Consider the following 25,481-nt stretch of genomic DNA (forward strand, 5'->3'; position numbering starts at 1 on the left):
CCTAAGAGGAAGAACCGTATGGAACGCTCCAGTGAATTATACGCACGCGCAAAAGACCTTATGCCTGGTGGCGTAAACAGCCCAATCCGTGCTTGTCTTAGCGTTGAATGTGAGCCGCTTTTCATTAAAAAAGGTGAAGGCGCAACTCTTACCACTGAAGACGGCAAGACCTACATCGATTTCGTTGAAGGTTGGGGTCCAATGCTGCTTGGTCACGCTCATCCGGACGTAACCAAAGCAATTCAGGAATCCGCTGCAAACGGCTGCTGTTTCGGTGCACCTTACGCTGGCGAGGTTGAACTTGCACAGATGATCGTTGATGCAATGCCTGGTATAGACATGGTTCGTATGGTTAGCTCCGGTACTGAAGCTACCATGACAGCCTTACGTCTTGCTCGCGGTTACACAGGTCGTGACAAGTTCGTTAAATTTATTGGTAACTACCACGGTCACGGTGATCCGTTCCTCGCAGCAGCAGGCTCCGGTTTCGCAGATCTTGCAATTCCGGGTACACCGGGTGTTCCTGCCGGTACCGTTCAGGATACCTTGCTTGTTCCTTACAACGATCTTGAAGCAGTTCGTAAGCAGTTTGAAGCAAACGGCGACGAAATTTCCTGCATCATCGTTGAGCCAATGGCTGGTAACATGGGTGTTATCCCTCCAGCAGAAGGTTTCCTCCAAGGTCTTCGTGACGTGTGTGACCAGTACGGCGCATTGCTTATCTTCGACGAAGTAATCACCGGTTTCCGTCTCTCTTACGGTGGCGCACAGAAACGTTTCGGCGTTACTCCTGACCTCACCACTCTCGGTAAAATTATCGGCGGCGGTATGCCAGTAGGCGCATACGGCGGCAAGCGTGAGATCATGGATCGCGTGGCACCAACCGGTAACATTTTCCAAGCAGGCACTAACTCCGGTAACCCGGTTGTTATGGCAGCTGGTATTGCTACCCTGAAAGTGCTCCAGAATGCAGATTACGATGCACTCGAAGCCCGCGTTGCAGCGTTCGCTAAAGAACTGCACGCAATCCTCGCTTCCAAAGGTGTGGACGTAACCTACAACACCATCGCATCCATGTTCACCATGTTCTTCACGAACGAAAAAGTGACACATTTTGAGCACTCCAAAGCTTGTAATGCAAAAATGTACGCTTCTTTCTACCAGCAGATGCGCGCTCAAGGCATTTACCTTGCGTCCCTCGGTCTCGAGGCTGCAATGGTTTCCTTCGCGCATACTGACGAACAGCTTGAGAAAGCTCTCGAAGCTGCTCGTAACGTGAAGTTTTAGCTTTAATATTGCCTGCGGCGCTTGTTGAGTTTTGATGCCTCCGGCGGGCAAAGGGCCAGCCCCTTGCATCCCCGCGAGAGGAACGTCCTCTCGACTGCGTTGACGTACAGGTGAGTTATTGACCGTAAACAATGATCAATAACTCCAAGCTAAAAATTAGGTTACTAACAATTACAGGCGCTGCTGCGTCGTGTTAAGTCTGAACAAAAAGGACTTTGTTAGTACGTTCGAGTATATTACGAAGGGTGGAGTGTTCGTCGCTCCACCCTTTGTTGTGATAAGGTAGCGACCATGAAGCCGCGTGAGAGCATAAGCAACGTACGCGGGTCGCAATAAAAATCGCGGTCAAGGGGGCGTCCCCCTTGCGGGTGCAGGGCAGAGCCCTTGCCCGTCGGAGACCTGCCAGAGGCGTTAGTTTCCTCATGCCGAAGGCAAACAAACATTCACACTGCAAAGGCATAACAACGCTATGAACAACCTAGCCGTATACGCAGTCACCCCAAAGGGCGTGGCGCTTGCTCGCACCATTGCAGACGCGCTTGGTGGCAGTGTCTTTGTACCGACACGAATGGTCGACGCTGATTCGGCTGCGCAAGAGACAGGCTTTGAGAGCCTGCGAACATGCGTTGCCGAGGGCTTCAGCGACTTTTCTGCGCATGTTTTCATCACGGCTGCTGGCATTGCTGTTCGTGCTATTGCACCACATCTGGTGAGCAAGGACGTTGATCCTGCCGTTGTTGTAATGGATCAGAACGGGCGGCACGTTGTGAGTTTGCTTTCCGGTCACTTGGGCGGCGCGAATGATCTGGCTACGGTTGTGGCGCAGCTTGTTGGCGGCGTTGCTGTTATTACCACGGCCACTGACACGGAACAGCTGCCATCACTTGATCTGGTAGCTGTTGAAGCTGGCTGCACTATTCATAATATTGGTGCAGTAAAGCACGTTAACGGCGCTTTGCTTGCGGGTGAAAAAGTTGTTCTTGATGACCCTGCGGATGTGCTTGGGTTGAAGCATGGCGCGTTTGAAAAATATTTTTTGGCAGCAGAGCTGGTGCCGTTTTCGGAAGAAGACGCTCCAAGTGTAGTTGTTTCATGGCGTAGTGCAGAATTGCTCGAGCCGGAAGAAAAAACGTTGCTGCTGCATCCTAAAGTGCTGTGCGTAGGCGTTGGTTCTAAGCGTGGTGTTCCCAAGGATGCTGTTCTCGGACTTATTCGGGATACGTTTCAGAAACGGGATCTAGCGCTTGAGAGTATTGCGTACTTGGCTTCGGTTGATGCCAAGGCGGACGAAGAGGGCATTATTGAAGCTGCTGAAGAGCTTGGTGTGCCTTTTGTATCGTTCGCAGCAGATGTTCTTGATGGCGTGGATGTTCCAAATCCTTCCGATGCACCGAAGCGGGCTGTAGGCACTAAGAGTGTCGCTGAGGCCGCTGCGCTTCATTGCGCGTCGCTGAAGCATGGTGCGCGGTTGGTTGTAGAAAAAGAAAAGGGTGACGGCGTAACTTGCGCTGTCGCGTTGGAGATATAATGGGTTCCTCTTTGAAAGTAGTCGGGCTTGGCCCCGGCGATAGTGCATTGCTAACGCCACAGGCGCAAAAAGCAATTGAAGATGCTGACGTCATTGTCGGATACACTTTGTACGTTGATCTGGTTCCGGATGCATTGAAAGAAGGCAAAGAACTTGTTTCAACAGGCATGATGGGCGAAATGGCTCGCTGTGAAAAAGCGATTGAAATTGCTTTGAGTGGCAAGGATACTGTTGTAGTCTGTTCAGGTGATCCAGGGATTTATGCTATGTCCGGCCTTATTTACGAATTGGCGGAAGAGCATCTTGATACGCTTGAGATCGAAGTTGTGGCGGGAATTCCGGCACTGTCTGCGGCCTCTGCCTTGCTTGGCGCACCACTGATGCACGACTTTGCTGTGATCAGCCTTTCGGACTTGCTGACAGAATGGGAACTTATTGAGAAACGCTTGAAAGCTGCCGCTGAGGCAGATTTTGTGATAGTCTTATATAATCCGAAATCCAAACGCAGAAACTGGCAAATTGGTAAAGCGCTTGAGATTGTAGGAACCGTGCGGAGTGCAGATACTCCGGTGGGTTTGGTGAAGTCTGCCTATCGTAAGGAACAGGAAACTATAGTGTTTTCTTTAAGTTCCTTTGACACCGACCAAGTAGATATGCTTTCTACAATAATAATAGGCAATTCCACAACACGAATGATAGGTGAAAACATCGTAACTCCCCGTGGTTACCTGAAAAAGTACCGTAACTAACAACTTGGAAAACGCTATGTTACATCGCTACCTTATTCCTTCCGTTCCATTGATTATTTCACTTTTTTTTGCAGCTATCTGTATAGCTGCGGCTCAGGAAGCGCCTCAGGAGCCGGTTGTAATCGGGGTTCCTGCCGGGGCAAAGATCAAGAAGCCGAAGGTAGCGTTTCAGCATGCTAAACATGCTGCGTTACAGTGCGATGCGTGTCACCACATGCTGAAGGAAAATCCAGAGGTCTACTCTTGTTCATCTAAAGGCTGCCATGATCTTGGCAACCCGACTTCATCCAAAGAACGTAAGTCTATTCGTTATTTCCGAAACGCATTCCATATGAATAGTAAAGCCAGCTGTAACGGCTGTCATAAGTCCCTTAAGAAAGAGGGCAAGCCTGCAGGACCAACCTCTTGTAAGGGGTGCCATACTGTAAAATAATGCAGTTTGGTTTGAGCAGACAAACAGTACACATTATATACCGTCAAGTTGCTGCATATTCCCTGTTTTCAGGGAATATCATGTGATTACTACTGAGTAGGTCGCGTTTGCTTGACAGTATAATAGAGGTACAATATAGCCTAATGTGAAAATCATAACATGCCTTGTGAAGGAGGTTGTACTGTCATGAAAAGAGTAATGGTACTCGCTATGGCCGCAATACTTTGTGTTGCTTTTGCCATGGTTGCTTATGCTGTTGATGCCCCATCTGAACCAGTTAAGATGGACGCAACCAAGAAGCCGGTTATGTTTAACCACGCTACCCACACTGACTACAAATGTGGTGAATGTCACCATCCTGTAGATGGTAAAGAAAACTACAAAAAGTGTGCTACAGCAGGCTGCCACTCTGCTGCTAAAGCAGACAAAAGAAAAGCTGGTTCTTACTACAAAATTGTTCATAACAAAAAAGTTGGTAAATCCGGTATTGCAACCTGTGTTTCTTGTCACAAAAAAGTTGCTGGCAAAGACAAAGCTAAGAAAAAAGCTCTCACTGGTTGTAAAAAATCTAAATGTCACTCTTAGAGGACATTTTTTGATGATGAGCGTAAAGACCGCCTAACGGCGGTCTTTTTTTGTGGAGAATAGGCAGAAACAGTGATATTCCGCGCTGTACCTAATGAAACACACGTGCAGACCGATGAGATATGAGGTGTGTATGCTATGCAGCGATGTATATTGTTGCACTAATCTGCTCAGGGATACCTATACAAAAGCTGTAGTGTTCACTTTACTGCGCGATAATGACATTTGTGCGTGTTAGATACTGTTTAGTATCGTAAGAAGAATGCAGCAAAAAATATCATGCATATAACGAAGCGCATGAAAGCATAAAAATAGGGTGATTCGCTGCTTTGCATAATGTCAGTAGCGCCATCGTACCTTGCTTTATGCAGTAATGTATGGTTAATTTCCTAAAATACTGTATGTTTTGATATGTTCATTTGCATACATCAATGCACGATAAATTTGTGTTCAAAACTGCCTAACCGAATATGAAGGTGTGTCATGTCCGATAATACAAAGAATGGAATTATCGATCTAACAGAAATCGTAGAGATGGGGACTCCGCCTGATCCGGCGCCCGCGCAAAGCATCCCTACCAGCCCAGCAGGCACTGTTGATTTTGAAAGCGAACTGGAAGACCTTTTCAGTAGCACCGATTTTTCAGAGTTTACGGACTCTACCGATTCTAGCTCGCAGCCAGCAGCGTCCGCGAATGCTGACATTTTTCCAGACACACCAGCAAGTACGCCAGCAGTTGAAGATATTTTGGCAGACTTAGCGCCGGAGGTGGCGGCTTCACCCCCTGTGCAGGATATAGCTGCTGAAGCTGCTCCGTCTTTTGAGTCTGATTTAGATGCCTTACTTGACTCCGCTGATTCGAAGGATTCTTCGGTCGGGTTTGATGCTGACTTTGAAGATCTGTTGAGTGAATTTTCAGATTCTCCGACTTCTTCAACTGCTCCTGCATATCAACCGGATTTTGAAGAGGATTTATCCTCAATGTCTTTGGGCTCTGCTGACCCTGAGCCTGTTGTCGCAGAACCTGCTCCGCAGCCTCAGGCAGTGGCTCCGGAACCAGTGCACGCAACAGAATCTAATATTGCAGATGTGAATGCTGCGGATGTTGACGACTTGTTTGCAGATTTGGACTTTGAATTAGGCGAAGCTCCGGCTGCACCAGCTGCTGAGGCTAAACCGGCACCAGTAGAAGCTCCACCTGTTGCTCCGGCAGAGCAAAGTGCTTTTGAAGAGGATGACCTCTTCGCAGGTTTTGATTTTGAACTGGACCCGATGGAATCTGCGCCGATAGAAGCCCCTGCACCACGGGCTGCTTCTTTCACCGCTGAAGAACCACAAGCCAGCGCAGATGATGATCTGTTTGCAGATTTGGGTTTAGAGTTTGATCTGGATGAACTGGACGCAAAGCCTGCGGCAGCTCCTCAGGTAAAAGCTCCAGAGATGGAAGCTCCTGTGGCAGCACCGACTCCTGCACCAGCAACAGAATCCAACATTGCGGATGTTAATGCTTCGGATGTTGACGATCTTTTTTCAGACTTGGACTTTGAGCTTGGTGAAATGCCGGGTGAATCTGTACCGGCCAGTGTGCCGGCAAGTACACCGGAGCCTGTAGCGCCTCCAGTTGCAGCTGCAAGTCCATCTCCTGTTGATAACACCTCGTTAGATGATCCATTTGATGTAGACGATATTTTAAGTGAGTTCAGCGATGATGTAACTCCTCAGCCAACTGCGGAAGCTGCGGAAGATTTTGATCTTGCTGATCTTGATGAATTACTCAGAGTTGATAACGAGCCTGCACAAGCGCCACGTACTGACTTAACACCTGCTGATGGAACCACTCTTGATTCTGAAGAAGTTGAGATGGACGACATTGGCTTCTTGTTGAGTGAATTCGACGATAATGGCGGCACACAGGCTGCTGCATCAGCGCCACAGCCACAGCCGGAACCAGTGTTTGCGCCGGAACCGCCTGTTGCTCCAGAATTTGCATTTGAACCGGCTGCACCAGTAGAACCTGTTGTTTCTGAAGTGGCAGAGCCTGCCGCTCCAGTTGATGGTTCCATGTTTGATGCAGAAATTGACGCACTTCTTGATGACTTGGAAATGGCATCTGTTGAGCCAATTGCACCTATTTCGCAGGAGCCATCAGCACCTGTTGCAGAACCAATCGTGGAGTCTGTTGCAGATCCAGTAATGGAGCCTGTGGCACCACAGTTTGCGCAGCCTGACGATAGCCTGTTTGATGCAGTTTCTGATGACGCGGCATTGTCTGCTGAACCGGAAAGCCTTGACACACTGGAAGATGATTTTGATTTAGATGCATTGCTCGATAACGATCAGTCCGACGGTGAAGTTGCTCCGGAGTTTGCGACTCCAGAAATGGGCGCTGCCTTAGATGTAGAAGACGACCTTGGTGCAGAAATTGATGCTTTGCTTAACGAGGTTCCTCAAGAAGCACCTGCCGCTCCTGAAGTTCAGGCAGTTGCCGAAGAGATGTCTGAAGAGCAGAAGACCGCTTCTCCACTCGGTTCTGCTGATGAATTTGAGTCCATTCTTGATGAACTGGATTCTCTTCTTGATGAACAGGAAGCACTCGAACCAGCTATGGAAGCCGCATCAGTCGATCCTGTTGATGAATTGCTTGCTACACCGGTTGAAGACGTTCTTCAGGACGATGCAGGGTTTGATTTCGACTCAGAACCTGAGCTTGATTTTGATCCTGAACCAATGGTTGATATGGTGCCGGAACCGGTAATGGAAGCTGCTCCTGTTGTGCCTTCTGCGCCTGAGTTCGCACCAGAACCAGTGGCTGCTGCACCTGTGTTTGAAGAAGCGGCAACCGTTGAACCAGATTTAGAAATGGAACTGGGACAGCTGACCGACCCGACTTCATTAGAAGAAGACTTAGACTCAACTCTTGATAGAATTTTAGGCGATGAACCTCTTTCCATGGAAGATGTTGTTGAAGAAGCACCACAGCAAGCTTCAGAACAGGCCGCAGAACCGGCAGCGTTCACGCATGACGATATTGATGCCTTATTGGCTGATTCTGAGATTTCAGAAGAGCCAGTAATGGAAATGCCAGTACCGGAAGAACCAGTCTTCGAAGCAGCTATGCCAGAAGATCTACTTACGGAAGAACTGATTGCTGAAGAAGTTCAGCCTGAAGCTCCGGCGTTTGAAGAACCGGCATTTATGGAAGAAGCTCCGGTAGTGGAAGAACCAATGTTCGACGCGCCAGAAGCCATGGAATCAACAGGACTGGAGCAAGAAATGTTTGCTCAGGATAATGCTGTTGAGCCAGAACTTCCAGTAGAGCCTGCTGTTGAAGAGATGATGGCAGCACCAGATTTCGAGGACATCGCGGGTATCGCGGAAGAGCCTGTTGCTGAATTTGCTGCGGAGCAAGTTGTTCAGCAGGAAGAACCACAGGATTCTCTTGAAGAGCCGAATTCCGTTTCTGAGGCAATGGATGCCATGGAAGATGACATTCCATTGGTTGACCTTGAGCAGGAAGCAATGGCAGATCTTGAATCTCTTACCGAGATTCAGCCTGAATCTCTTGATGCACCGGAAGAATTACTCGATTCTGTCGACATGACAGAGGAGGGTTTTGATGCTGGACTGAACATGGATGATATTAATGAGAATGCCTCTCCTGTGCCGCCTAATGCGAGCATAGAGGATCTCATGAGAGAATCCTCAGTGGATGCGCCTGAATTCTCCGATGCTTCAATGGAAATGCTGGATACTATGCCGGCAGTAAGCTCAGCTATCCAGAATGATCCTGCGTATGATGTTCCGCCTGCTCCGGCTATGACTCCGGAAGAGTTTGCAGAGCTGACAGAACGCATTTACTATCTGGAAAGCACGTTACAGAATGTTATTGCTATGCAGGAATCTTTTGTTGCTCCAGAGCCACCGGCTGTGGAGAAAAAGGTACTTGTGAAAGCAATCGACGAGGCTTTCAATATGGATGGTCCATTAATGGCGCGTGTCCTGAGCGCTGTTGAAGTTCGAACAGAAACTCTGATTGAATCTATGGGCACCCGCATTGAAAGCCAGATAAAAGGGGCGATTGAACAGACTGCGGCGAAGTCCGCAGCACAAGTTATTCGTGAAGAGCTTCAAGCCTTACTGGCAGAAGACTTCACCTAGGTAACAAAGCTGTAACGCGATTGTAACACAATTGTAACAATCGCCCAGTTGTTAATACGTACTACAAGAGGGCTGCGTGAATCGCAGCTCTCTTTTCTTGTGGTAACGGTGATGGGAATGAGCGTGCAGCTTTTCTTGGAAACATATGGGTATCAGCAAAAAGATGTGTCATTTTGCTTGAAGTTCCAAGAAATATAGCTTAGCTGTTCGGTCAAACAGCCTTTTTATGGGGCGTACGACTTTTTAGTATCAGGAGTAGGTTGATGCGTGATAATTTAGCGAATCCAGCACCACTCGGTCTTATGGGCTTTGGTATGACCACAGTGTTGTTGAACATTCACAATGCAGGATTTTTTCCAATCTCTGCAATGATCCTTGCAATGGGTATTTTTTACGGCGGTACTGCTCAGGTAATCGCCGGCATTATGGAATTTAAAAAAGGTAATACTTTCGGTACAACCGCTTTTACCTCTTACGGATTCTTCTGGCTTACTTTGGTGGGACTTATTGTCATGCCTAAGCTTGGCTGGGCAGAAGCAACCCCTCATGCTTACATGGGCTGCTACCTTGCAATGTGGGGTGTTTTTACTTTCTTCATGTTCCTTGGAACACTTAAAAGTAACTTCTGTATTAAATTTATCTTCGGCTCCCTTACCGTTTTGTTCTTCTTGCTTGCAATCCGTGATTTCACCGGTTCTGCACTCATCGGAACTATCGCAGGGTACGAAGGTATCGTTTGTGGTCTGTCTGCAATTTATCTTGCAATGGCAGAGGTACTTAATGAAGTTTACGACAGGGTTGTGCTGCCAATCGGCTAGCATCTCTATATAAAGAGGAGTGCGCGCTGCTTCTCCTCTGCCCTTTTTCCTTGGCTTGTTTACTTGCCAAGCGGGCATTTTTCACGATCAGGACTGAGTGAAATATTTAAGACCGGAAAAGCTATTCTTTTCCGGTCTTTTTTTATGCATTTTATAAAAAAAGGTATGATGCGTCGCTTTTTTTATGACGATGTAACCGTTTTCATCCCTATGAAACGCTGTTTTAAAGCTTTTAAAGTGTTCCCTAGTTCTCTGTAATGTTAGGGTAAGTGGCGTTTTGGCCAAGACTTCCCCTTATATTCACACCATAGTTGCAAAAGTTTTAAAAGCACCATATAAAGCAAAAAATGAAAACAGATTGATTTGTTTGCTGCACTGTTTTCATAACACTGCACTGCAAACAGAATATTTCAGTGTAGATCGTTTTTGTCGTGAAGACATAACTTACGATGCCTCCCCTCAGTCCAAGCACGCGTTTTGGGGATTAAGCATCCAGTTTGAAAACCATAACGCGTTTATGACTTATGACTATGAACAAATCTTTCCAGCCGACAATTAGGGATATTGCCCGTGAGGCAACAGTTTCCATTGCAACTGTTTCGCGTTATCTGAACATGCCTGAGAAGGTACGTAAGGAAACCGGGGAACGAATTCAACGCATCATCGATAAGCACAACTACCGATGTAACTTTGCGGCTAAAGCACTTGCTACCCAGCGTACGAAGACAATCGGATACATTATTCCGGCTGTTAACAACCAAATTTACAGCGAGTGCGCCCGCGGCGTGCAGGATGAAGCACAACTTCATGGCTATCAAGTTTTCATCGCCAGTGCGGAATACAACCGCCAGCGTGAAAAACAAATGGTAGAAAACTTTCTTGAGCGTCGCGTCGACGGTATTATTCTTACCGTCTCTGACTCCATGGGCGACATCGCGCAGAAACTGTTTCAGGAAAAAATTCCTTCAGTGAACCTGTTTAATAAACAGGGCTGCCTGCCATGTGTTTCTGTGGACAACGTTAAAGCCAGCTACGATGCTACTGAGTACCTGATTAAACTCGGTCACAGAAGTTTCGCTATGCTTGGTGTGCCGTTTACTGCGTCTGACCGTTGTCGTATGCGTTATGAAGGGTTCCTTCATTGCTTGCAGGATCATGATATTCCGACCCATCCCCAGAGTTTTGTACAAATTTCTTCTAATACTCTGGACTGCTCTGAAGGCGTCGAAAAATTAATGAACTCCTCAAATCCTCCGACAGCGATTTTTGCTTCAAACGATCTTGTAGCAATTAACACAATCAGCGCATTGCGCCGTCTCGGCTTTGAAATTCCTAAAGATGTATCTGTTATCGGGTTTGATGACATTCCTATGGCAAAACACGTCTGGCCGCCGCTTACTACGGTATTGCAGCCGGGCTACCGCATGGGGCGTCAGGCTGCTGCGGTGCTGCTTGATATTTTACGTACAGGCAAACATCCGGAAGAAAAAATTCCACCCGTTCAGCATGATCTCATTATTCGAGAGTCTTCTGGGGTTCCTCCTCGCTAGGCAGCTTACTAGAACATTCAAAAAGCGCTTCAGGCAATTATGTCTGAAGCGCTTTTTTTATCTTTTGTATTTCGTGAAGGAGTTCTTTTTACAGAACAATGAGTTTTATTTAGCTCATTGTTGGATGGTGTGTGCAATCATCATGTTGCAAGAAAACGATAGAGTGATACTGTAAAGCATTCTATTATGAACGTTATGAGAAAAAATCGAATAAGTACGCAACTTGACTAATAAGTGTGTTTAATGTATTACTTACAATACAGCGAGTCATAACTGCGAAACACGATGCGCAATTTATTTATGCACTGTAACTAGTAATGTAGAAGTAACATTCTGCATTATTTTTTGTGCGTACAATAAGCTGTGGTTGCAAATAGTGCATTACGCATAAGCGAGAGGAGGAGTCTTGAGCTCTACTTCAAACCTCACCAACAGTGATGGGGCGAAATTAAAATTTGATGTACATCCGTATATTTTCTTTATTTCTGCTGGATTAATTATCTTACTTGTTGGTCTTACCATCTACCTCGGTAAAGATATTAAAGACTTTTTCGGGATAATTCAGACAGGCATCTCTACATATACAGGGTGGTTTTTCGTTCTTACCATGAACGTGATTCTAGCTTGTGTTCTTCTTTTTATGTTCTCCAGATTCGGAGACATTCGGCTTGGCGGTGATGACGCCGTTCCGGAATTCAGTACTGCCGCATGGTTTGCCATGCTCTTTAGTGCAGGCATGGGTATTGGTCTTCTTTTCTACGGCGTTGCCGAACCAATGTTCCATTTTATATCTTCACCGTTTTCAGATACTCCAGGCTCACCGGAAGCCGCACGCAGGGCAATGGATTTAACCTTCCTGCACTGGGGATTACACCCTTGGAGCGTCTACGCCCTTGTTGGCCTTTCTCTGGCATTTTTCTCATTCAACAAAGGGTATCCGTTAACAATCCGTTCTGCTTTTGTACCACTGCTTGGGGACAGAGTTAACGGACCTATCGGGTACGCCATTGATATTTCTGCAACCGTTGCTACCCTGTTTGGTGTTGCTACCTCTCTTGGTGTCGGTGTTCAGCAGGTTAATGCCGGTTTATTTCATGTCTTCGGCGTGCCGCAGACAACCAATGTTCAGCTCATGCTCATTTGCGGAATTACGCTTATTGCAACGTACTCAGTAGTGCGCGGGCTGGATGCAGGTATTCGTAAGCTTAGTGAAATCAACATCGGCCTTGCTGTTACGCTGATGCTTTTTGTGCTTATACTTGGCCCTACCTTGTTTATCCTCAATGCTCTTGTTGAAAACATTGGTATTTACCTGCAAAACTTCATGCAGCTTTCTACTTGGAATGAAACGTACGAAAACTCCTCATGGCAGAACGGTTGGACCGTGTTCTACTGGGGTTGGTGGATCGGGTGGTCACCATTCGTAGGTATGTTTATTGCCCGAATCTCCAAAGGTCGTACTATCCGCGAATTTATCGCCGGCGTACTTCTTGTTCCAACATTTGTTACCTTTGTGTGGATTACCGTTTTCGGTAACAGCGCATTGTACATCGACATGTTCGGTGGTGGTGGCATTGCTAAGGCCGTACAGGAAAACGTTCCTGTCTCCTTGTTCGTACTTCTGGAACACTTCCCGTTTGCTTCTTTCACAAGCGTACTCGGTATTCTTGTTGTAATCAGCTTCTTTGTAACTTCGTCGGACTCCGGTTCGCTGGTTATTGATATCATAACCGCAAACGGTAACCCTGATCCGCCTACTCCGCAGCGAGTGTTCTGGGCACTGATGGAAGGTGCTGTAGCAGCCGCGTTGTTGTACGGTGGTGGGTTGATGGCTCTGCAAACTGCGACGATTGCGTCCGGCTTACCTTTCGGGGTAATCCTGCTCTTTATGGTCTATAGTTTGTTTAAAGGGCTTAAAGACTACTCAGGGCCGCAGCAGTTCTACATTGATACTGACAAAAAGCCTAAAAAAATGAGTATCACACCAAGAGCATTTCCGGCTAAACGTCGTCGCCACAAAATTCGCTAGGAGGATTTTATGTATACTACTTCTGCAGAAAAATTCACTGGCGGCTGCATGATGCTTATGCGTCAGAATGAAGGCGGCGCCAGCTTCTTAGGGTCTTGTTTTTTGGTACACGAAGAAGGCTACATGCTTACCACAAGCCATATCTTCGGGGATAACCACGAAGACCTTTGTGTTGTACCGTACTCTCCTGAGAGCACAGAATTTCAGACTATCAGTCGTGAGCATGTTCGCTCCATTCCTGTTGAAGTAATCAATGTCGATAAGGAGCGCGATATCGCGTTGCTGGCGATTGATGTGGATGCAGATATTACTATGCCTGATTTTCTGCTCGGCAATGCCGAGACTCTGCGCCTTGGTTCACCGCTCGTAAGCTTGGGGTACCCGTTTGGTTTCCAGAACATGCATCACCTTACAGCTGTAAGCTCTGTTGTAAGTTCCAAGCTTACTTCTCCGCTCGGTAATAACCATATTCTTTTTGATACTCGAGTACATGCCGGCGATGTCGGCGGACCACTCATCAGTGTTAACGAAGATCGCATTATTGGGATTGTTTGTGGCCGTTACTGCCCTATGGCAGATGGCAGCTCTATTTCTTCCTACACACGCGAGCAAGCTCTTGATACCGACTTGTCGTATGCAATCTCCATTGAATACGGCATCGCATTGATGGAAGCAGAAGAGCTTGAGGTTCTGTAACGTACACAAGACAGGTACCCACTCTCAGTCTTTCTGAGATGGTTTTCCTGTGAGTCGGCGCTGGTAACAGTCGCAGACGAACGATTTTAGGTATGGAGCATATATGTTCCGGACAAAAAATCGCTCACTATATGTTTTGAAATAAAAAACGCCCGTCAGCTGGATCTGACGGGCGTTTTAATTTTTACGCAGCTTGGGGAAGCCTTCTGCTATCTTCACGCAGTTGCAGCTGCGTGAGGGGCAATAAAGACCTTGCTACGAAATATGTTCTACTTGGCGTAACGTGCTTCGAGTTCTTCCGCGCTTTTGATAACAGCGGCTTTACCGTCTTCACGTGCGGCTTTGAGGTTTGCTGCGATGCTTTCGTCTTTAAGAGCGATGATCTGTGCAGCAAGCCATGCAGCGTTTTTGGCACCAGCTTTATCAAGTGCAACAGTTGCAACAGGGTATCCCGGAGGCATCTGTACGGTTGCGAGCATTGCGTCCAGACCGGAAAGGTTGGATGCAGTCACAGGTACACCGATAACAGGTTTAAGGGTACGTGCAGCTACAGCACCGGCAAGGTGTGCAGCCATGCCAGCAGCGCAAATAAATACCTGACAACCGTCTGCTTCGAGAGAGTCCACCAGATTTTCTGTGCGTTCAGGTGTTCTGTGAGCAGAGCTCACGGTGAAGATGTACGATATCTTAAGTTGATCTAATAGCTGTGTACACGGGCGCATAGTGTCTTCGTCTGAAGCACTGCCCATGAATATAGCAACTTGAGGCATAATGTCTGTCTCCTGAATGTCTTATTTAAACCCTTTAAAACCAATGTCTTTACGGAAGTATGCGTTATCCATTTTGACAAATTCAAGGGCTTCGTAAGCACGTTTTTGTGCCGCAGCAAGGTCAACACCAAGGGCTGTTACACAAAGAACGCGTCCGCCATTAGATACGGTCTGACCATCTTTGATGGTCGTTCCACCCTGAAATACTTTTACATTGCCGAGTGCTTCTGCTTCTGCAAAGCCAGAGATAGCCATACCTTTAGGGTAGCTTCCCGGGTAGCCGTCAGCAGCAACAACAACGCCAAGAGTTGTTTCATCTTTGATTGGGAGCGGGGTTTCCGCAAGTTTGCCCTGAACACATGCCATCATAACTTCCGCAAGGTCGCAATCAAGGCGCATCAGCAGTGGCTGACATTCCGGATCACCAAAACGAACGTTGAATTCAAGCACGTACGGGCCGTTTTCGGTCATCATGATACCTGCGTAGAGGATGCCGATAAACGGTTTATCTTTTTTACCCAGCAGATTCACAACCGGCTTCATGACGGATTCAATAATCTCATCATAGCGGCTTGCAGGCAGTACTGGTGCAGGGCTGTAGGCACCCATGCCGCCAGTGTTAGGGCCGGTATCGCCCTCGAACACTGCCTTGTGATCCTGAGAAGATGGAAGAGGTTTTACAGTATTGCCGTCGCAGAAGCAGATAAATGATGCTTCTTCACCAACAAGACACTCTTCAACAACAACATGTTTCCCTGAGTCGCCAAAGGACTTCTGCACCATGATTTCTTCAAGCGCCTGAATGGCTTCATCCGTGGTCTGGGCAACGATAACACCTTTACCTGCTGCAAGGCCGTCTGCCTTAACAACGATAGGTGCGCCTTTTTCCAGGACGAAATCACGGGCTTCAGAAAATTCTTCAAATACTCCGAACGCAGCAGTGGGTACACCGGCTTCCTGCATAATCTTTTTGGCAAATGCTTTAGAGCCTTCTAGCTGGGCTGCAAATGCATTTGGGCCAAAGCAGGGAATCCCTTCCAGATCGAGAGCATCTTTGATTCCGAGAACCAAAGGTAATTCAGGACCCGGAACAACGAGATCAATAGCCTTTTCCTTGGCGAAAGCCACCAGTGCGGGCAGGTCGTCTGCATTAATTGGTACGTTTGTACCTTCGAGCGCAGTACCACCATTACCCGGGGCGATGAAGATTTCTTCAACTGTTGCACTCTGACGAAGTTTCCATGCGAGGGCGTGTTCACGTCCACCGGAACCCACGATAAGAATCCGCACGTCTGGCCTCCTAATTGGGAATGGGTTGTCATTCCTGTTTATGGTGCGTGTAAAATGCACCATTAAAAATTCTTGATGAGCGCCTGATACCGTGTTTCGGCGTTTGCTTCAAGATAGTTGCTTTTTTTGTCTCGTATCGTCTCAAGCAATAAAAGTACTGAAAGAAAAGTGGGTTGCGTATTTTTCTATTTATCCATGTGGATATCCATTTGAGGAAATGGAATGGAAATACCCTGTTCTGTCAGCGCATTTTTACTTTCCTCGAGCAGTTCAAATTTTGTGGAAAGATATTGAGCAGTCGGCACCCATGCGCGCACTGTGATGTTTACGCTGCTGTCTGCAAGGGCTTCTACCGCAACAACAGGTTCAGGCGTGGAACGAATAACAGGGTGTGTTTCGAGAATGGTGAGTAGAGTTTTTTTCGCTGTAATAATATCAGCATTGTAATCAATGCCAATGGAAAGATCTAATCTACGGGTCGGATTGGCGCTGTAGTTGGTAATAATATTGTTCATCACAAGGCTGTTAGGGATGAATACTTTTTTGTTGTCTGCGGTGTTGAGTACTGTGCTGAAAAGGTTTGTTGCTTCGATAGTTCCTGTTGCGCTTGAAACTTCAACAAAATCGCCTTTGGTGAACGGACGGAAAAAGACAAGCAACATGCCGGATGAAAAGTTTGAGAGGTTGTCTTTTACAGCAAGACCAATGGCCAGAGCAGCGGCACCGAATACCGCAATAAGTGACGTAATGTTGATGCCGACTTGTGATGCGGCGGCTAGAATTACCGCGATGATAATCCCGTAGCGGACAATGGTTGCTATGAAACCTGCTTGCAGCGGGTCCATACGAGATCGATCAAGTGATGCTCGAAGAAGCTTGGCGATGTAACTGGCAGCCCACCAACCGACAACAATGATTACAATTGCATACAGCAAATTTTTTCCGCCATTAAGTGCCCATACGGATGCCATGGAATACAGGGTCTGCATATCAAACATAGAGACCTTCCTACTGTGTGATGGTTAATTTGTTGTTTAATAAAAAATATTTCATTGAAACTAGCATGATAGGATGAAACAAAAAAGTGTTTGCCCGACAAGGGGATTAAAGTTTTACGGACGATACTGTATTGAAAAAGATTCTTGAACCTGCTAGCGTTACTGCTGTATAATAAGGAATATCTATGTGCGTTGTAGCATACAATAATAATATTTTTTAGCTTTATTGAATTAAACGCACCCTAAGAAAATAAGCATGCGGAGGCTTACTCATGTTTTTCGAAAAAATTCTTGTTCCGGTAGACGGCTCTAAACATGCTTTACTTGCAAAACGTAGAGCTCTTGCTATTGCTGAAAGCATGGATGCTGAAATCGTTTTAGTACACGTACTTGATCGTATTCCATCTATCATCGGCGGTAGTGCTCGTGAAGAGCTGCGTAAAGAAATGAAAGCTGAAGCACAGAAAGTGTTTGACCAGTACATTCCGGGCTTAGAAGCAAAAAACATCAAATACAAAACACGTATTGAATCCGGTCGTCCTTTTGATGCTATTTGCACTGTTGTAAAAGATGAAGGTTGCGACCTGATTTGTATCGGAGCACGTGGATTGAGCGAAGTAGAAGGATTACTGCTGGGCAGCGTATCTTCTGCAATCATCTCTCACTGCACAACACCAGTTCTGGTTGTTCGATAGTTAGTTGACGATAGAAACGCGGGATAATTATTATCCCGCGTTTTTTATATTCTGCTTCTGAAAGATAATAAAACTTGCAAATACTGACTGCTCAACGATATTGATAACAAGCTGTGTTTTGTGTTTTCTCTATTAAACATTCAGCAGTTATGATCACTATGGAGAGTAAATGTCTCCTTACGTTTTATTATTCAATTTCTTTTTCATACTGTCTCTTCTCGGAGCCGGACATGCGTTGCTGACTCGAAAGCAGCCGAATTCAGCTCTGGTATGGGTCACGCTTTGTCTATCGCTTCCCGTAGTCGGAGTGCTCGCGTACGTGGTCTTCGGCGTAAACCGTGTAAGGCGAAGTGCTACAAGGCTGCGCGAAGAATTTGAACAGCAAAACATAACAGGGTATCTCAAGCCGCCGGATCACAGGGCGCACACCTGTTTACTTAAAGAGTTGCCCGAAGAGCTTATCATGATGGAAAAGATCGGTCGCGCAGTGACTGGTACTTTTCCCCTCAAGGGAAACAATATTGAGCCCTTGTACAATGGGCAGCAAGCATATCCCGCCATGCTCGATGCGATTAAAAACGCAAATGAGTCTGTTTACCTCTCCACCTTTCTTCTTGATAAAGACCCCGTCGGAAGGCGTTTCATAAATAGCCTTGTTGCAGCCCACAAACGTGGCGTGCACGTTGCCGTCCTCATAGACGGGTTCGGTCTCTTACTTTCATGGCGATCTGTAATTCGGATTCTAAAAAAACACGGCGTTCCTGCCACAGTTTTCCTCCCCTTAAGTCTCGTTCCGCCACAAATTCGTTTGAACTTGCGCAATCACAGAAAGCTACTTGCAGTTGATGGCAAAGTAGGGTTCACGGGCGGGATGAATATCGGCGGAACCCGCAATTCCAAAGGGAATCGTCGGCTTACAGACATGCACTACAGGCTGACAGGGCCTATCGTCTCTCAGCTTCAGCAAATTTTTATGGAAGACTGGGCGTACGCAAAAGGTGCAGCACACCAGCCGCTTCCAGCTCCTATGGATCATACCGGAGATATTCTCGCGAGAGTGATAAAAGACGGGCCGGACAATCCAAACAATCCTCTTCATACATCCATCATTGCGACAATCAGTGCAGCCAAGCATTCAGTACGAATCATAACGCCCTATTTCCTGCCTTCAGCAGAGCTTATAAGCGTGATTTCAGTAGCAGCGCTGCGTGGGATAGCCGTGACCATTATTCTGCCCGTCAAGTCCAATTGGCCGTTCGTACATTGGGCAAGCCGAAACTATTTTAAAGATCTACTCGAGGCAGGGGTACGCATTTTCTATCAGCCGCAGCCATTCTGTCATACAAAGCTATTCGTTGTAGATGACTGTTACGTTCAGTTCGGTTCCGCCAACATGGATCCGCGCAGTCTACGGCTCAATTTTGAGCTGAATGTCGAAGTGCTCGACATGGGGCTTGCGCAGCAGCTCATTACGCACGTTGACGAAATCGTCCTTCGGTCTGAAGAAGTGACGCATCGCGAAATTGTGCTGCGGCCGCTCCCCGTCCGCATTCGTGACGCCTTCTTTTGGCTTTTTTCCCCGTATCTGTAGGAGTGAGGTGTCTTCGACGAGCCTCCGGTAGGCTTCGGTGTTTGTTATGTCTCCGACGGCTCTCCGAGGGGCAAGGGCTCTGCCCTGCACCCGCAAGGGGCTCGCCCCTTAACCCCAGTTATACGCGGTTCACTCCATCCTTAATCGCGTTGGTAGCCGCGAAAACGCTAACTTTCCTTTGTCTCATTACAAAAAAAGGGCTGTCCTTCTTTATGAAGGACAGCCTTTGCTGTTCGAGTCAGTGGCGGTTAAGCCGCGTGAGAGCTTTAAAAAAAGTTCGGTATCGCATAATAAAGAGTTTTGAAGGGGGGCTGGGGGAAACTTTGCAAAAGTTTCAGCCCAGCCGTCGGAGACAAGTCCCGCAGGGTCGCCGAAGCCTCCTATACGCGCCGTTGGCACCGACAGACAGGCAACTAAAAAAAGGGCGACATTTTCATGTCGCCCTTTTGTGTAGCTTGTAGACTGAGAAGCTTAGTTACCTACTGAATTTCACGCGCCCTTTGCCGAGCAGGTCGTGCATGTGCACGATGCCGCAGAGGGTACCGTTCTCATCCACTACTGGCAGAACGGTAATAGCTTTCTCTTCCATGAAGTCGAGAAGTTCCGCTACGGAAGAACCCTTTTTGGCTCTGTAGGGATCTTTGACCATGATGTTAGATGAAGGCTGTTTCATATCGAGTGCACCTTGACAGATAAGACGGCGAAGATCGCCATCAGTGAGGATGCCGGTGAGGCAACACTTGTCATCGGTGAATACGACAGATCCGAGATGTCCTTTATCCATAACGAGCAGTGCTTCAGCGAGTGGTGTTTCCTGTCGTACAACAGGATCAGATTCGCGAAGAATGAGTGCATCGATGGACATGGTCAGACGCTGTCCTAACGCTCCACCTGGGTGGTAGCGTTTAAAGTCTGCCGCGGTAAATGCTTTTGCTTCAATCAGGCACGCTGCGAGTGCATCACCGATGGCGATGGTTGCAGTTGTTGAGCTTGTTGGAGCAAGGTCAAGCGGGCAGGCTTCTTTAGGCACACCGGTATTAATGACGATGTCTGAAAGACGCGCCATTGTCGATGTGGTGCCGCCAGTTAAGGAGATCACGGACACTCCGAGGGAGCGCATTGACGGAAGAACTGCGTTAAGTTCGTCAGTTTCTCCGGAGTTAGATATGGACACCACAACGTCTTCTTCGCGAATCATGCCGAGGTCGCCGTGGGCGCCTTCGACTGGATGCAGGTAGAAAGACGCAGTCCCTGTGGAAGACAGGGTAGCTGCAAGCTTACGTCCGACAAGGCCGGATTTGCCAAGACCGGTAATAATAACACGGCCCTTACATGCTGCAAGCAGTTCGACAGCGCTTACAAAGGATTCATCAAGGTTAGCCTTAACGGTTTCCAGACCTTCAATTTCGATCTGGATAGCTTGACGGCCTTTTGCCAGCCAGTCGCCAGCGGGTGTGCAGATACACTTATTCATTATTTATTAAGCTCCAGCGTGTCAGCAACTAGCAGCTGCATGACCCGCAATTGCTGCCAGGACAAGGGATTGCGTAATCCCCGTTAAAGCAAGCAAGACAGTAATCATCAGGAGACGAAACCGATTTGAGCAGTCCTTCAATAGAAAGGTAATGAAGGCTCTCAATACCGATGAAATCTTCGATGTCTTTTACGGAATTATTGGCAGCAATGAGTTCTCCCTTGGAGGAGAAGTTGATGCCGTAGTAACACGGGAACCTGATTGGCGGGCAACTCACTCTAAAGTGAATTTCCTTTGCACCAAGTTCGCGCAGCTTTTTAACACGGGAGCGAATAGTGGTACCGCGAACAACAGAGTCGTCCACGATGACAATTCGCTTACCTTCAATAAGGCTTCTTACTGGGTTGATTTTAACACGAGTGCTAAAATCACGCATGCTCTGCGAAGGCTGAATAAAGGTTCGTCCCACGTAGTGGTTTCGAATCATTGCATGCTCGTAGGGTAAGCCGGAAGCCTGTGCGTAACCAACAGCACAGTAGATACCGGAATCGGGGAACGGCATAACAAAATCAGCATCCACATGTGACTCCAGCGCAAGCTGGTGTCCCATTTCTTTTCGACAGGTATATACGTTTTCGCCAAAGACAAGGGAGTCCGGACGGGAGAAATATACAAGCTCAAAGATACAATGACGTTTTTTCTCTACTTCAACATCCATTTTGTAGGATTCCATAGAGTTGCCATCGATAACGAGCATTTCTCCCGGCTCAATGTTACGCACGAGATCTGCTTCGAGTAAATCGAAAGCACATGTCTCAGATGCGATGACATGAGATTCTCCAAGACGTCCGAGTACTAAAGGACGAATTCCGAGTGGGTCACGTACCGCGATAAGCTTATCGTTTACCATAAGCAAAAGCGAGTAAGAGCCCTGGGCTTCTTTGCAAGCAGCAAGCACCGCTTCTTCAAGCGGCATTGAGCGCAAATTTTGAACAATCAGGTGCACAATGACTTCACTGTCAATTGTGGTCTGAAAAATGGAGCCGCGCGCTTCAAGTTTAGCACGTAGTTCCATAGTGTTTACAAGGTTGCCGTTGTGCGCAATTGCGAGTTCCAGATCTTTATACTGAACCATAAATGGCTGAGCGTTTCTTAGGCGTGAACCACCGGTAGTTGCATACCGGACGTGTCCCATGCCAATGTTGCCCTTCAGTTCTCTGCTGAGATGCTCTTCATTAAACACATCGGGAACAAGTCCCATGCCACGTTCTTCACGAAGCTTTGTGCCGTCCCATGTTACGATACCGGCACTTTCCTGTCCTCTATGCTGCTGAGCATATAGACCAAAGTAAGTAAGGCGGGCTGCCTCTTCGTGATTATAGATCCCGAACACACCACAATATTCACGTTTCATGGCATCCCTTCCAGCCTTTGACGGAGAATTATTCCCCAGCGTAGTATTCCTGCAAACTTTTAACAGTCAGTTCGCAGTTTCTTTGTTCTGCTATAGCCATAGATATCGCACGAGCTCCGGAAACGGTTGTGGAGTAAGGAACTCCGTATATCAGCGCTTCCTGTCTAATGGACTTGGAATCCTGTACAGTGCGTTTACCTGAAGCCGTGTTCAAGAGGAGAGCTACTTCACCATTCTTTATAAAGTCAACTATGTTTGGTCGCCCTTCGTACACTTTTGAAACTCTGGTTGCCGGAATGCCGTTCTCTATGAACAGTTTAGCGGAACCAGAAGTTGCGAGTACTTCGAATCCAAGGTCAACAAAACGCTTAGCAACATCCAAAATATACGGCTTGTCACTATCGTTAACTGAAATGAAGACTTTACCTTCCTGAGGGAGAACCTGTCCAGATGCGACCTGTCCTTTCATGAATGCTTCTTCCACTGTTTTTGCAATACCCATTACTTCACCGGTTGAACGCATTTCAGGTCCGAGAAGGATATCAACACCAGGGAAGCGGGAGAATGGGAATACGGATTCTTTAACAGATACGTAACCGTGTTTGCGCATGGACCAAGGATCAAGATCGGCGAGTTTTTCGCCCATCATAACCTGAGTAGCCAAACGCGGCAACGGTACGCCGGTTGCTTTTGATACAAACGGTGCGGTTCGGGACGCACGAGGGTTAACTTCGAGAACGTAGATCTGCATGTCTTTTACCGCAAACTGAATGTTCATAAGACCGACAACACGAATCTCTTTAGCAAGTTCGATGGTCTGTCTGCGAATTTCACCTACGATTTCAGCAGGCAAAGTGTGCGGAGGAAGGACACATGCAGAGTCACCGGAGTGGATACCAGCTTCTTCAATGTGCTCCATGATGCCTGCAACATATACTTCATCACCGTCACTAACCGCATCCACGTCAACTTCAATGGCGTTCTCAAGGAACTTGTCCAGAAGGATAGGGTGCTCAAGGTTAGCAGGAACGTGTTTGGTAAAGTAAGCAGCAAGCTGCTCTTCATCAAATACGATTTCCATTGCGCGTCCGCCGAGTACGTAGGAAGGACGAACAACCAGTGGGTATGTAATGTCTGTAGCAACTTTGCGAGCTTCGTCGAAAGACAACACGGTTGCGTTGGCAGGCTGCATAAGATCAAGCTTTTTGATCAGCGCCTGAAAACGTTCGCGGTCTTCTGCACGGTCAATGGAGTCCGGATGGGTGCCAAGGATTGGCACACCGGCGCGTAACAACGGAACCGCAAGGTTCAACGGAGTCTGGCCGCCGAACTGAATGATAACTCCGTCCGGTTTTTCCAGTTCTACGATGTTCATTACATCTTCAAAGGTGAGCGGCTCAAAGTAGAGTCGGTCAGATGTATCGTAGTCTGTAGAAACTGTTTCAGGGTTGGAGTTAACCATGATGGACTGAACGTCCATGTCGCGCAGTGCAAAGGATGCATGACAGCAGCAGTAGTCAAACTCAATGCCCTGACCGATACGGTTAGGACCACCACCGAGGATGATTACTTTTTTCTTGTCCGTAACTTCAATTTCATTACCTGTTTCGTAGGTTGAGTAGTAGTACGGGGTGTATGCTTCAAATTCAGAAGCGCAGGTATCTACAAGGTAGTATACTGCTTCGAGTCCGAGTTCTTTGCGGAGCTGACGGATAGCTGTTTCCGGCTGTTTCCACATTTCAGCAAGCTGGCGATCAGAGAAACCGTACTCTTTAGCGCGCTTCATGAGCGGGTACAGTTCTTCATTTTCAGGAGCAAGAGAGTTAGCAAGACCGAAATCTTTAATCTCTTCTTCCATAATAATGATATCTTTCAGCTGGTGAAGGAACCAAGGATCGATATGGGTAATTTCGTACATCTCTTCAATGGTCATACCAAGAAGGAATGCATGGCGCAGAGCAAAAACACGTTTGGAGTTTGGTGTGCGCAGCAGACCCATGATGTCTTCCATTTCTGGAAGTTTGCCACGGTAGTCGCTACCAAATCCTGCAACACCAACTTCGAGAGAGCGCATACCTTTCTGGAAGGATTCTTTGAAGGTACGTCCGATAGACATAGCTTCGCCAACACTCTTCATAGCGGTGTTCAGTTCGTCTTTAGCACCCGGGAATTTTTCAAAAGTAAAGCGAGGAAGCTTGGTTACACAGTAGTCAATGGTTGGTTCGAAAGAAGCCATTGTCTCACGTGTAATGTCGTTAGGGATTTCATCAAGTGTGTAACCCACAGCAAGCTTTGCCGCAATTTTAGCAATAGGGAAGCCGGTTGCTTTAGAAGCAAGGGCAGAGGAACGGGAAACACGCGGGTTCATTTCGATAACCACGAGGTCGCCGTTCTTAGGGTTAACACCAAACTGTACGTTTGAACCGCCTGTTTCAACACCAATTTCGCGCATGATGGCGATAGAAGCGTCACGCATCTTCTGGTATTCAACGTCAGTAAGTGTTTGAGCTGGTGCTACGGTAATGGAGTCACCGGTGTGAACGCCCATTGCGTCAAAGTTTTCAATGGAACAAATGATAACGCAGTTGTCTGCTTTATCACGCATAACTTCCATTTCGAACTCTTTCCAGCCGATGATGGACTGTTCAAGGAGTAACTCTGATTGAATAGACGCAGAGAGACCCTGTGAGGCAATATGCTCAAGGTCTTCCATGTTGTACGCAATACCGCCGCCTTGACCACCCATGGTGAATGCAGGACGGATAATAATCGGGAAGTTCATTTCTTCGCCGATACGACGCACGTCGTCCATGCTTCTAGCAATATGAGAAGCTGGTACGCTGAGGCCGATATTCGCCATTGCTTCACGGAATAGTTCACGGCTTTCCGCTTTTTCAATAACCGACTTGGTTGCCCCGATAAGTTCAACGCCACACTCTTCAAGCACGCCTAATTCGGCCACTGCAAGCGCAGTGTTCAGACCGGTCTGGCCGCCAAGTGTGGGCAGAAGAGCACAAGGTCGCTCTTTTCGAATAATTTCAGCAACCGTTTCAGGTTCAATTGGCTCAATGTACGTCCGGTCAGCTAGGTCAGGGTCAGTCATAATCGTAGCTGGGTTGGAGTTAACCAACACAACTTCGTACCCTTCTTCTTTCAAGGCTTTAACAGCCTGAGTGCCGGAGTAATCAAATTCACAAGCCTGACCAATAACAATTGGTCCGGAGCCAATGACCATAATGCGCTTTAAATCTGTCCTTTTTGGCATGGTGGCAAAAATCTCTGGGTGTAAAAGTTGCACCTTCTCGGTGGAGACAGAAAATACTGTCGGGCATAAAAATAGCGAGAAAGAATTCCCCGCAAGATTAATGACGTAAGAATCCGAGATTACCGTCAACTTATAAGACAAAGAGCGGGTT

19 protein-coding genes are annotated in these 25,481 nt (G+C 47.3%); 13 read left to right on the top strand and 6 right to left on the bottom strand.

All coding sequences use genetic code 11. From position 1 onward, the window contains the following. Nucleotides 1-18 precede the first annotated feature (18 nt). The 11 genes from hemL to MKHDV_RS05280 all read left to right on the top strand — a co-directional run bounded on the left by hemL (nucleotide 19) and on the right by MKHDV_RS05280 (nucleotide 13,833). Entirely contained in the window at nucleotides 19-1,287 is a 1,269-nt protein-coding gene (gene hemL / locus MKHDV_RS05235; protein WP_160712971.1) for a glutamate-1-semialdehyde 2,1-aminomutase, read from the top strand. 469 nt (nucleotides 1,288-1,756) lie between these two features. Next, a complete protein-coding gene (locus MKHDV_RS05240; protein ID WP_160712973.1) occupies nucleotides 1,757-2,815 on the top strand; it encodes a cobalt-precorrin 5A hydrolase in 1,059 nt (352 codons plus the stop codon). Next, on the top strand, nucleotides 2,815-3,564 hold the full coding sequence (cobJ, locus tag MKHDV_RS05245) for a precorrin-3B C(17)-methyltransferase (RefSeq protein WP_160712975.1): 750 nt from the start codon (nucleotides 2,815-2,817) through the stop codon (nucleotides 3,562-3,564). The genes MKHDV_RS05240 and cobJ overlap by 1 nt, the downstream gene beginning before the upstream one ends. Before the next feature lie 16 nt (nucleotides 3,565-3,580). Beyond that, nucleotides 3,581-3,997 carry a cytochrome c3 family protein gene (locus MKHDV_RS05250; protein ID WP_160712977.1) on the top strand — a complete coding sequence of 139 codons (417 nt, stop codon included), beginning with the start codon at nucleotides 3,581-3,583 and terminating at the stop codon, nucleotides 3,995-3,997. A 186-nt stretch (nucleotides 3,998-4,183) separates the two neighbouring features. After that, nucleotides 4,184-4,582 (top strand): cytochrome c3 family protein, encoded by a 399-nt coding sequence (locus tag MKHDV_RS05255; protein WP_160712979.1) that lies wholly within the window; start codon nucleotides 4,184-4,186, stop codon nucleotides 4,580-4,582. A gap of 483 nt (nucleotides 4,583-5,065) precedes the next feature. After that, nucleotides 5,066-8,740, top strand: coding sequence for a hypothetical protein (locus MKHDV_RS05260; RefSeq protein WP_160712981.1), 3,675 nt, complete (start codon nucleotides 5,066-5,068; stop codon nucleotides 8,738-8,740). Between the two features lie 263 nt (nucleotides 8,741-9,003). Then, on the top strand, nucleotides 9,004-9,558 hold the full coding sequence (locus MKHDV_RS05265; RefSeq protein ID WP_160712983.1) for a GPR1/FUN34/YaaH family transporter: 555 nt from the start codon (nucleotides 9,004-9,006) through the stop codon (nucleotides 9,556-9,558). 277 nt (nucleotides 9,559-9,835) lie between these two features. After that, nucleotides 9,836-10,117 carry a hypothetical protein gene (locus tag MKHDV_RS18675; RefSeq protein WP_216846859.1) on the top strand — a complete coding sequence of 94 codons (282 nt, stop codon included), beginning with the start codon at nucleotides 9,836-9,838 and terminating at the stop codon, nucleotides 10,115-10,117. Then, the gene (locus MKHDV_RS05270; RefSeq protein WP_216846860.1) at nucleotides 10,089-11,108 is read left to right on the top strand and encodes a substrate-binding domain-containing protein; all 1,020 of its coding nucleotides are present in this window, start codon (nucleotides 10,089-10,091) and stop codon (nucleotides 11,106-11,108) included. Before MKHDV_RS18675 ends, MKHDV_RS05270 begins: the two co-directional genes overlap by 29 nt. Before the next feature lie 406 nt (nucleotides 11,109-11,514). Next, on the top strand, nucleotides 11,515-13,137 hold the full coding sequence (locus tag MKHDV_RS05275) for a BCCT family transporter (protein WP_160712987.1): 1,623 nt from the start codon (nucleotides 11,515-11,517) through the stop codon (nucleotides 13,135-13,137). Between the two features lie 9 nt (nucleotides 13,138-13,146). Further along, nucleotides 13,147-13,833 (top strand): serine protease, encoded by a 687-nt coding sequence (locus tag MKHDV_RS05280; protein ID WP_160712989.1) that lies wholly within the window; start codon nucleotides 13,147-13,149, stop codon nucleotides 13,831-13,833. 269 nt (nucleotides 13,834-14,102) lie between these two features. Here MKHDV_RS05280 and purE read toward each other — a convergent pair whose 3' ends face one another. The 3 genes from purE to MKHDV_RS05295 all read right to left on the bottom strand — a co-directional run bounded on the left by purE (nucleotide 14,103) and on the right by MKHDV_RS05295 (nucleotide 16,891). Continuing rightward, nucleotides 14,103-14,603, bottom strand: coding sequence for a 5-(carboxyamino)imidazole ribonucleotide mutase (purE, locus tag MKHDV_RS05285; protein ID WP_160712991.1), 501 nt, complete (start codon nucleotides 14,601-14,603; stop codon nucleotides 14,103-14,105). A gap of 21 nt (nucleotides 14,604-14,624) precedes the next feature. Further along, entirely contained in the window at nucleotides 14,625-15,893 is a 1,269-nt protein-coding gene (purD, locus tag MKHDV_RS05290; RefSeq protein ID WP_160712993.1) for a phosphoribosylamine--glycine ligase, read from the bottom strand. Nucleotides 15,894-16,078: 185 nt separating this feature from the next. Next, complete coding sequence (locus MKHDV_RS05295; protein ID WP_160712995.1) at nucleotides 16,079-16,891, bottom strand: mechanosensitive ion channel family protein; 813 nt, start codon at nucleotides 16,889-16,891, stop codon at nucleotides 16,079-16,081. A gap of 272 nt (nucleotides 16,892-17,163) precedes the next feature. On the opposite strand from MKHDV_RS05295, the gene MKHDV_RS05300 reads away from it, so the two are divergent. Further along, entirely contained in the window at nucleotides 17,164-17,586 is a 423-nt protein-coding gene (locus MKHDV_RS05300) for a universal stress protein (protein WP_160712997.1), read from the top strand. A gap of 169 nt (nucleotides 17,587-17,755) precedes the next feature. Continuing rightward, complete coding sequence (gene cls / locus MKHDV_RS05305) at nucleotides 17,756-19,177, top strand: cardiolipin synthase (protein WP_160712999.1); 1,422 nt, start codon at nucleotides 17,756-17,758, stop codon at nucleotides 19,175-19,177. Between the two features lie 475 nt (nucleotides 19,178-19,652). Here the strand turns inward: cls and MKHDV_RS05310 are convergent, their stop codons facing one another. The 3 genes from MKHDV_RS05310 to carB are packed head-to-tail and all read right to left on the bottom strand — an operon-like array spanning nucleotide 19,653 to nucleotide 25,330. Next, nucleotides 19,653-20,651, bottom strand: coding sequence for an SIS domain-containing protein (locus MKHDV_RS05310; RefSeq protein ID WP_160713001.1), 999 nt, complete (start codon nucleotides 20,649-20,651; stop codon nucleotides 19,653-19,655). 28 nt (nucleotides 20,652-20,679) lie between these two features. Beyond that, the gene (gene purF, locus MKHDV_RS05315; protein ID WP_160713003.1) at nucleotides 20,680-22,065 is read right to left on the bottom strand and encodes an amidophosphoribosyltransferase; all 1,386 of its coding nucleotides are present in this window, start codon (nucleotides 22,063-22,065) and stop codon (nucleotides 20,680-20,682) included. A 28-nt stretch (nucleotides 22,066-22,093) separates the two neighbouring features. After that, entirely contained in the window at nucleotides 22,094-25,330 is a 3,237-nt protein-coding gene (carB, locus tag MKHDV_RS05320; protein WP_160713005.1) for a carbamoyl-phosphate synthase large subunit, read from the bottom strand. Nucleotides 25,331-25,481: the final 151 nt, after the last annotated feature.

The organism is Halodesulfovibrio sp. MK-HDV, from assembly GCF_009914765.1.
GTDB lineage: Bacteria > Desulfobacterota > Desulfovibrionia > Desulfovibrionales > Desulfovibrionaceae > Halodesulfovibrio.

What these genes read in the sequence shown, in the direction of transcription:
- MKHDV_RS05280 (WP_160712989.1), top strand. Translation starts at nt 13,147, where the DNA reads ATGTATACTACTTCTGCAGAAAAATTCACTGGCGGCTGCATGATGCTT.
- carB (WP_160713005.1), bottom strand. Translation starts at nt 25,330, where the DNA reads ATGCCAAAAAGGACAGATTTAAAGCGCATTATGGTCATTGGCTCCGGA.
- MKHDV_RS05270 (WP_216846860.1), top strand. Translation starts at nt 10,089, where the DNA reads ATGAACAAATCTTTCCAGCCGACAATTAGGGATATTGCCCGTGAGGCA.
- MKHDV_RS05240 (WP_160712973.1), top strand. Translation starts at nt 1,757, where the DNA reads ATGAACAACCTAGCCGTATACGCAGTCACCCCAAAGGGCGTGGCGCTT.
- purE (WP_160712991.1), bottom strand. Translation starts at nt 14,603, where the DNA reads ATGCCTCAAGTTGCTATATTCATGGGCAGTGCTTCAGACGAAGACACT.
- MKHDV_RS05300 (WP_160712997.1), top strand. Translation starts at nt 17,164, where the DNA reads ATGTTTTTCGAAAAAATTCTTGTTCCGGTAGACGGCTCTAAACATGCT.
- MKHDV_RS05265 (WP_160712983.1), top strand. Translation starts at nt 9,004, where the DNA reads ATGCGTGATAATTTAGCGAATCCAGCACCACTCGGTCTTATGGGCTTT.
- hemL (WP_160712971.1), top strand. Translation starts at nt 19, where the DNA reads ATGGAACGCTCCAGTGAATTATACGCACGCGCAAAAGACCTTATGCCT.
- MKHDV_RS05310 (WP_160713001.1), bottom strand. Translation starts at nt 20,651, where the DNA reads ATGAATAAGTGTATCTGCACACCCGCTGGCGACTGGCTGGCAAAAGGC.
- MKHDV_RS05295 (WP_160712995.1), bottom strand. Translation starts at nt 16,891, where the DNA reads ATGTTTGATATGCAGACCCTGTATTCCATGGCATCCGTATGGGCACTT.
- purF (WP_160713003.1), bottom strand. Translation starts at nt 22,065, where the DNA reads ATGAAACGTGAATATTGTGGTGTGTTCGGGATCTATAATCACGAAGAG.
- MKHDV_RS05255 (WP_160712979.1), top strand. Translation starts at nt 4,184, where the DNA reads ATGAAAAGAGTAATGGTACTCGCTATGGCCGCAATACTTTGTGTTGCT.
- cobJ (WP_160712975.1), top strand. Translation starts at nt 2,815, where the DNA reads ATGGGTTCCTCTTTGAAAGTAGTCGGGCTTGGCCCCGGCGATAGTGCA.
- MKHDV_RS05260 (WP_160712981.1), top strand. Translation starts at nt 5,066, where the DNA reads ATGTCCGATAATACAAAGAATGGAATTATCGATCTAACAGAAATCGTA.
- cls (WP_160712999.1), top strand. Translation starts at nt 17,756, where the DNA reads ATGTCTCCTTACGTTTTATTATTCAATTTCTTTTTCATACTGTCTCTT.
- MKHDV_RS05250 (WP_160712977.1), top strand. Translation starts at nt 3,581, where the DNA reads ATGTTACATCGCTACCTTATTCCTTCCGTTCCATTGATTATTTCACTT.